The organism is Actinosynnema sp. NPDC059797 (assembly GCF_042732085.1).
Classification (GTDB): Bacteria; Actinomycetota; Actinomycetes; order Mycobacteriales; family Pseudonocardiaceae; genus Actinosynnema.
Genome location: NZ_JBHWIE010000348.1, coordinates 1 through 7,289, shown reverse-complemented (window position 1 = coordinate 7,289; position 7,289 = coordinate 1). Strand labels below are relative to the sequence as shown.

At 75.1% G+C, this 7,289-nt stretch carries 7 protein-coding genes; 4 read left to right on the top strand and 3 right to left on the bottom strand.

Annotated elements, in window-relative coordinates:
* The first annotated feature begins 56 nt into the window (after window positions 1-56).
* The 4 genes from ACFV4N_RS36710 (at window position 57) to ACFV4N_RS36695 (ending at window position 4,778) form a co-directional block, all read left to right on the top strand.
* Window positions 57-1,418, top strand: coding sequence for an extracellular catalytic domain type 1 short-chain-length polyhydroxyalkanoate depolymerase (locus ACFV4N_RS36710; protein ID WP_499677274.1), 1,362 nt, complete (start codon window positions 57-59; stop codon window positions 1,416-1,418).
* 24 nt (window positions 1,419-1,442) lie between these two features.
* The gene (locus ACFV4N_RS36705; RefSeq protein WP_499677273.1) at window positions 1,443-2,363 is read left to right on the top strand and encodes an aminoglycoside phosphotransferase/kinase family protein; all 921 of its coding nucleotides are present in this window, start codon (window positions 1,443-1,445) and stop codon (window positions 2,361-2,363) included.
* A gap of 119 nt (window positions 2,364-2,482) precedes the next feature.
* Window positions 2,483-3,061: an RraA family protein gene (locus ACFV4N_RS36700; protein WP_499677272.1), complete on the top strand. Its 579-nt coding sequence runs from the start codon at window positions 2,483-2,485 to the stop codon at window positions 3,059-3,061.
* Between the two features lie 100 nt (window positions 3,062-3,161).
* Complete coding sequence (locus tag ACFV4N_RS36695; RefSeq protein ID WP_499677271.1) at window positions 3,162-4,778, top strand: cation:proton antiporter; 1,617 nt, start codon at window positions 3,162-3,164, stop codon at window positions 4,776-4,778.
* 114 nt (window positions 4,779-4,892) lie between these two features.
* Here the strand turns inward: ACFV4N_RS36695 and ACFV4N_RS36690 are convergent, their stop codons facing one another.
* From ACFV4N_RS36690 to ACFV4N_RS36680, 3 genes are all read right to left on the bottom strand, one after another.
* A complete protein-coding gene (locus ACFV4N_RS36690; protein ID WP_499677270.1) occupies window positions 4,893-5,201 on the bottom strand; it encodes a hypothetical protein in 309 nt (102 codons plus the stop codon).
* Window positions 5,202-5,260: 59 nt separating this feature from the next.
* Entirely contained in the window at window positions 5,261-6,589 is a 1,329-nt protein-coding gene (locus ACFV4N_RS36685) for a cytochrome P450 (protein WP_499677269.1), read from the bottom strand.
* A gap of 171 nt (window positions 6,590-6,760) precedes the next feature.
* Window positions 6,761-7,289, bottom strand: a 529-nt coding sequence (locus ACFV4N_RS36680; protein WP_499677268.1) for a substrate-binding domain-containing protein, incomplete at its 5' end; no start/stop codon positions are given.

Genomic DNA, 7,289 nt, shown 5'->3' with positions numbered 1-7,289 from the left:
GGCCCGACCCGTCCGGTCGGGCCGGACCGCGGCCGCACGAGACCGAGGTGAGGACGATGGACCCACGAACAGGTGACCGCGTGGTGCGGCACAGGCTCATGGCCGTGCTCGCGGGGGTGCTGCCGCTGGTCGCCGCGCTCGTGCTCGCGGTGGTCGCCCAGCCGGCGAGCGCGGCGGCGTTGACGCGGGTCACGGCCTTCGGCGCCAACCCGACGGGCCTGAACATGTACGTGTACGCGCCCGACTCGGTGGCGCCGCGACCGGCCCTGCTGGTCATGGTGCACTACTGCGGCGGGTCCGCGAGCGCCGTCCACGGCGGCAACGGCCGCGACTACGCCACCGGGGCGGACCGCCACGGGTACGTGATCGTCTACCCGGAGGCCACCCGCGAGGGCCGCTGCTTCGACGTGTCCACCGCCAACGCGCTGCGCCGCGACGGGGGCGGCGATTCCACGGGCATCATGTCGATGGTGTCGTGGGCGCGGCAGCGCTACGGCGTGGACCCGGCGCGCGTCGTCGTGGCCGGGTTCTCCTCCGGCGCGATGATGACGAACGTGCTGGCCGCCCAGTACCCGGACGTGTTCAGCGCGGGCGCGGCGTACTCGGGCGTCCCGGCGGGCTGCTTCGCGACGACCAACGGCTCGCTGTGGAACAGCCAGTGCTCGGGCGGGAACCTGCTGAAGACGCCGCGGCAGTGGGGCGACCAGGCGCGGGCCATGAACCCCGGCTACACCGGCCGGTACCCGCGCATGCAGTTCTGGCACGGCACGACCGACACCACGCTGGCCTACCCGAACTTCGGCGAGGAGCTGGACCAGTGGACCGACCTCCACGGGGTGAGCCGGACGCCGTCGTCCACCGACCAGCCGCAGTCGGGCTGGACCCGCACCCGCTACGGCGCGGCCGGGGCCGCCGTCGTCGAGGGCATCAGCATCCAGGGGACCGGCCACACGCTCCCGCAACCCGGGATGCTCGCGCACTCCATCGCCTTCCTCGGCCTCGACCGCCCCGCGACCACGACGACGACGACCACCACGACGACCACCACGACGACCACGACCACGACCACGACCACGACGGGCACCACACCGGTCCCGTCCGACGCGTGCAAGGTCACCGCGACGGTCAACGCCTGGAACAACGGCCTGACCGAGACCCTCGCCATCACCAACACGTCCACCACCACCGTGCAAGGCTGGCAACTCCGGTTCACCCTCCCGAGCGGCCAAACCATCACCGGCGGGTGGAGCGCCACCTACTCCCCCACCACCGGTCAGGTGACCGCGGGCAACGTCGACTACAACGCGCAGCTCCCGGCCGGCGCGACGGTGTCGATCGGCTTCCAGGCCACCCACACCGGCACCGCCACCGCCGCCACCGGGTTCACGCTCAACGGCGCGCGGTGCGCCGTGGCGTGACGCGCGCGTGGCACAGTTGGGGACGTGCCGTTGGACGACCTGCCGGGCTGGCTGCCGGACTGGTGCGCGGACCGGCTGGGTGACCGGCCGGTCCGCGTGCTCTTCGAGGTGCGGCAGATGTCGGAGGTGTTCGGGTTGCGCCTGGCCGGCGGGCGGGACGTCGTGGTGAAGGCGCGGGAGGACGACGGCCGGGCCGCGTCGTGCGTGGACGCCCAGGCCCGGCTGGCGGAGCGGGGCCTCCCGTGCGCCCGGCCGCTCACCCCGGCGGTGGGCGTCGGCGCGCTGGCCGTGCACGCCGAGGAGCTCGTGCCCGGCGGCGAGGTGCTGCGCGGTGACTCGCCGGACGTCGCCGCGCGCTACGCCGCCGTGTTCGCCCGGCTGGTGGACGGGCTGGCCGACCTGGTCGTCCCGCCACCGCTGCCGAACCCGCGCTGGGTGCGCTGGGACCACGGCGGCCCCGGGTTGTGGCCGGGGATCGGGCTGCTGGACGAGAAGGACCAGGCCCTCGTGCCGGACCACGTGGTGGAGGTGGCCGAGCGCTCCCGAGCGCGGCTGCTGGCCGCCGACCTGCCGCGCGTGCTGGGCCACGCCGACTACGAGGCGCAGAACCTCCGCTGGCGCGGCGGTGAGGTGTGGGTCGTGCACGACTGGGACAGCCTGGCGTGGCTGCCGGAGGCGGCGCTGGTGGGTGCGGCGTCCGGCACCTTCGCCGGCGCCCTGCCACCGACCCTGGCGCCGGTCGCGAGTTCCGCGGCGTTCCTCTCGACCTACCAGGACCACCGGGGACGCCGGTTCACCGCGGAGGAGCAGGAGGTCGCGTGGGCGGCGAGCCTGTGGCCGGCGGCGCACAACGCCCGGTGGGAAGCGCTGCACGGCAGGCCCGGCCCGTGCTGCGCCGCCCTCCGCGCGCAGGCGGTCGAACGCCTCCGCCTGGCGGGCGCCTGAACCACCGGCCTCGGGCCCCGGGCGAACGGCCCGCCACCGCCGTGGACGGTCACCCACCACCCGAAGGCTCGGTCGCCTGCCCGGTGGACAACCGCGATCGCCCGGTGTTAGTGAAGGTCGTGACCTACCCCGTTCCCGCCGCCCTGCCGGTCGCGACCGTCTCCGACGCGATGGACAGGTTCGGCGTCGCCGAAGGCATCCGCCCGCTGTGGCCCGGCGCGGCCCTGTCCGGCCCCGCGTTCACGGTGTGGACCCGACCGGGTGACAACGAGGGCCTGCACGCCGCGTTCGACGTGATCCGCCGCGGCGAGGTCCTGGTGGTCAACGGCGGCGGTGACGAGACCAGGGCGCTGGTCGGCGAGCTGCTCGTGCAGAAGGCGCGGGCGCTGCGGATCGGCGGCATCGTGCTGGACGGCGCGGTGCGCGACGTCGCCGAGCTGGCCGCGCTCGGCGTGCCGGTGTTCGCCCGCGCGATCACCCCGGCGGGGGCGTGGCGGACCGGGCCGTACCGGATCGGCTGCGCCATCGCCGTCGGCGGTGTCCCGGTCAGCCCCGGGGACTGGGTGCTGGGCGATGACGACGGCGTCGCCGTGGTGCCGGCCGGCCAGGTGGACGAGATCGTCGCCGCCGCGCACCTGCTCGTCGAAGACGAGGCCCGGCGGCGTGCCGCCAACCGGCTGCTGGTGCCGCGCGACTGAATCGGGTGAAGCGGGTCGTCGCCCCGGGGCCCCTCCCGCCGGGGAGCGCGGCGCGCGGTCGTGCCCCAGCATGGGTGGGCACAACCGCGGAGGAGGGCGCGTGCTGGAGGTCATCGCCGTCTCGGTCCTGGCCCTCGTCGTCATCGCCGGGGCGGCCGTGCTGGCGCCGAGGCTCGGGGTCGCCGCCCCGCTCGTCCTCGTCCTGGTGGGCATCGCCGTCGCGCTGGCGCCCGTGCTCGAAGACGTCGAGATCGACCCGGAGTGGGTCCTCCAGGGCCTGCTGCCGCCGCTGCTCTACGCCTCCGCGGTGTCCATGCCGGCGATGAACTTCCGCCGCGAGTTCCGGGCCATCAGCGGCCTGTCGTTCCTGCTGGTCGTCGCGACCGCCCTCGTGCTCGGCGCGCTGTTCGCCTGGCTCCTCCCCGACCTCGGGTTCATCTGGGGCGTGGCGCTGGGCGCGATCGTCAGCCCCACCGACGCCGTCGCCACCTCGATCATCAAGGGCACCGGCCTCCCCCGCCGCGCCGTGGTCATCCTCGACGGCGAGAGCCTGCTCAACGACGCCACCGCCCTGGTGCTCCTGCGCACGGCGGTCGTCGCCACCGCCGCCGGGTTCTCCTTCGCCGGCGCGCTGGGCACCTTCGCCTACGCCATCGCGGTCGCCGTCGTGGTCGGTGTCGTCGTCGGCCGGGGCAACCTGGCGGTGCGCCGGCGGGTGGACGACGCGACCGTGAACACGATCCTGTCGTTCGCCGTGCCGTTCGCCGCCGCCGTGCCGGCCGAGGCCCTGGGCAGCTCCGGCCTCGTCGCGGCGGTCGTGGCGGGGCTGATCACCGGTTTCCGCGCGCCCCGCGTGCTGCCGGCCCGCCACCGGCTGTCGGACGCGCAGAACTGGGCGAGCGTCGAACTCGTCCTCGAAGGCGTCGTGTTCCTGGCGATGGGCCTCCAGCTGGCCGCCATCCTGGACGAGGTGCACCGCGAGCACACCGGCCTGGGCCCGGCGATCGGGATCGCCGCCGGAGCGCTCGCGGTGACGCTGCTCGTGCGCGCGGCCTACGTCGCGCCCCTGCTGTGGGCGCTGAAGCGACGCGCGCTGCGCGGCCAGGCGCTGCAACCCCGCATCGCCGCCATCGGCGAACGCCTCGAAGCGGGCGGGGACGGCCCCCGACGAGGCCGGTTCACCGAACGCGACCTGGAGCGGTTCGCCACCCGGGTCCGCCGCTCGCTCGCCGACATCGACTACCTGCTGCGCCAGCCGCTCGGCGTGCGCGAGGGCGTGGTCGTGGTGTGGGCGGGCATGCGCGGCGCGATCACCGTCGCCGCCGCGCAGACCCTGCCGGAGGACACCCCGCACCGGCCGCTGCTCGTCTTCGTCGCCTTCGCCGCGGCCACCCTGTCCCTGCTGGTGCAGGGCGGGACGGTCGGCCCCCTCGTCAAGCGGCTGTTCCCCGACCGGACCGACGAGGCCGACGAGCGCGAGCGGGCCGACGAGCGGCAGCGGATCCGGGAGCTGGTCGACGCCGCCGCCCGCGGAGTGCCGAGGGAGGAAGGCACCTCGGCCGACCACCACCGGCTCGCCGTGCTCTCCGCGCAGCGCGACGCGCTCCTCGACGCCCGCGACGACGGCACCTTCGACGCCGACGCGCTGACCGCCGCGCTGCGCACCGTGGACGCGGCGATGATCACCCTCGAACTGCGCGGCGACCCCGCGCCGTGAGCGTGGTCGGTCCCCCGAGGTCGGTGATCACTCGAACGTGGGCTGTGGTCGACCACGGCCGGGGGTCGTCCCCGTGATCGGGCAGACCGGCGGAAGCGGGTTGCCCCACCGGTGCTACCCGGTCTCGGCGTCACCGAGTCGGACCACCAGCACGGCCATCTCCCTCAGGCGTTCGCAGTACTCGACCGCGCCGTCACCGTCGATCGAGCGCAAGACCTCCTCGACCGCGACCAGGCGTCTGGCCACGACGCGGCGGCGCCGCTCGTCGAGGTGCCCCGACAAGGCCGAGGAGGCGCAACCCGCGATGTCCGAGTCCAGCACCACCACGTCCTCGCCGGCGACGTCCCGACCGCGGAGGTGCGGCGGGAACGGCGCGCGCACGTGTTCTTCCCACAGCAGTGAGAGCCGGTCCAGGTCGCTCATGGTCCAGATGGTGCCCCACGCGAGCGGGGAGGGTCCGGGCACGCCGTGCCCCGGCCCGGTCAGTCGACGCGGACGGGGGTTGGCGGCGGGATCAGGTTGAGGCGTGGCCGGCCGCGGTCGTGGGTGGTGTCGCTCAGGTGGTGCAGGCGGCGGCGCCCGACCAGTTCCGCCAGCAGGACCGTGGTGGCGTCCAGGCCCATGGTGTCCCCGATGCACTTGCGGCGTCCGGCGCCGAAGGCGAAATAAGCCTCTCGTTGCGCGCTCGTCAGGCGTGGGGGGAGCCAGCGGTCCGGGTCGAAGCGGTCCGGGTCCGGGAACGCCGTCGGGTCGTGGTGCAGGGCGTAGGGGCTGACGAGGACGTCGGCGCCGGCGGGGATGTGCAGGTCGTCCCAGTGGACGTCGTGCGGGGCGGTTCGGGTGATCAGCCAGCCCGGTGGTCGCAGGCGCAGCGCCTCGGTCGCGGCGGCGCGGGTGCAGGGCAGGGACGCCAGGTCGTCGTGGCCGGGTGGGCGGTCGCCCAACGTGTCGCGCAGTTCCGCTCGGACGCGGTCGGCGACGTCGGGGTGGGCGTCGAGCAGGCGCAGGGTCCAGACCATGCCGTGGGCGGCGGTTTCCACGCCGGCGGTGATGAAGGTGATGACCTGGTCGTGGATCTGCCGCCTGCCGTCGGGGGTGTCGTCGTGCGCTCGGACCAGGGTGGAGAGCAGGTCGCCGTGGTCGGGGCCGTCGCGGTAGAGGTCGATGACCTCGTCGACCAGGGCGCGCACGCGTGCGACGCGGTGCCGGTAGCGGCGGTTGACCGGGAGCGGCAGCTTGGCGAACGCCTCGCCGGGCATGATCATCTGCCAGAACAGGCCGTTGAAGATCTCCATGGTGACGCGGGCGGCTTCGGCGGCGGCGCGCAGGCCCGCCGGGGCGGTGATCAGCGAGCGGGCGGTGACCGTGGCGGCGAACCGGTGGACCTCGGTGTCCAGGCGGACCACCTGGCCCGGGCGCCAGGTGCCGGTGATCTCGGTGACGGCGTTGGCGGCGATGTCGGTGTAGGCGCGCAGGCGGTCGCGGTGGAACGCCGGTTGCACCAGGGCGCGCTGCCGCGGGTGCTCGGCGCCGGAGCAGGTGACCAGGCCGTTGCCGAGGTAGAGGCGGACCTTGTCGAACAGCGGGCCGCCCTTGTCGAACAGGTTCTGGTCGGTGACGTAGACCCGGCGCGCCAGCTCGGGCGTGGTCACCACCCACACCGTGCGCGGTCCGAGCCGCAGCCGCACCAGAGGGCCGTGGTCGCGCAGGCCGCGGACGAACGCCAGCGGGTCGCGCAGGAACGGGACCAGGTGCCCCGCGACGGGGATCGCGCCGGGCAGGAGGGGCGTGGTGGTGGAGGCAGGGCGCATGGGACACCTCGCGGGTGTGCCGACCGGGGCACCCCGCACTGTCCCGCCGCCGGAGCCGGCCGGTCAAGCGCTCGTCCGGGGATCGCCCGGAGGAGGTGATGGCGGCGGGGACGCCGGTGCGCGTGGAGGGCCGGCACCAGTGGTCCGGCGTCGGCGTGCACCTCCAGGCGGTCACCCGCCGCGAGCGGCCGGCGGCGCCACGGTGCGGCGCTCGACGAGCGCGGGTCCGAGGGTGCGGCCGGGTGCGTCGGCCCCGCTGTCGGCGATGCGCGCCGGCAGGAGGTCGAGCGCCTCCGCCGCCACCGCGTCGGAGTCCGGGCGGATCGTGGTCAGGGGCGGCGGGAAGCAGGCCGCTTCGGGGACGTCGTCGAAGCCGACCACGCTGACGTCGCGGGGCACGGAGCGGCCGTGCTCGTGCAGGGCGCGCAGGACGCCCAGGGCGAGGTGGTCGTTGGCGGCGTAGAAGTCGGCGGGGCCGCGGACGTGCCAGACCGTGCGGTGCCCGGCGGCGAGCAGGTGCCGGGTGGCGGTGTGCGCGCCCGCCTCGTGGTCGACGGTGACCAGCGGCAGCACGCCCGTCGGGTCGCCGTCGACGGTCACGAGGGGCACGTCGGCGGCCACCTCGGCGAGGGCCTCGCAGTCCGACGCGGTCGGCGCGATGGCGACGATGCCCGCCACCCGCTGGTCCCGGTGGTGCTCC

What these genes read in the sequence shown, in the direction of transcription:
- ACFV4N_RS36685 (WP_499677269.1), bottom strand. Translation starts at nt 6,589, where the DNA reads ATGCGCCCTGCCTCCACCACCACGCCCCTCCTGCCCGGCGCGATCCCC.
- ACFV4N_RS36690 (WP_499677270.1), bottom strand. Translation starts at nt 5,201, where the DNA reads ATGAGCGACCTGGACCGGCTCTCACTGCTGTGGGAAGAACACGTGCGC.
- ACFV4N_RS36710 (WP_499677274.1), top strand. Translation starts at nt 57, where the DNA reads ATGGACCCACGAACAGGTGACCGCGTGGTGCGGCACAGGCTCATGGCC.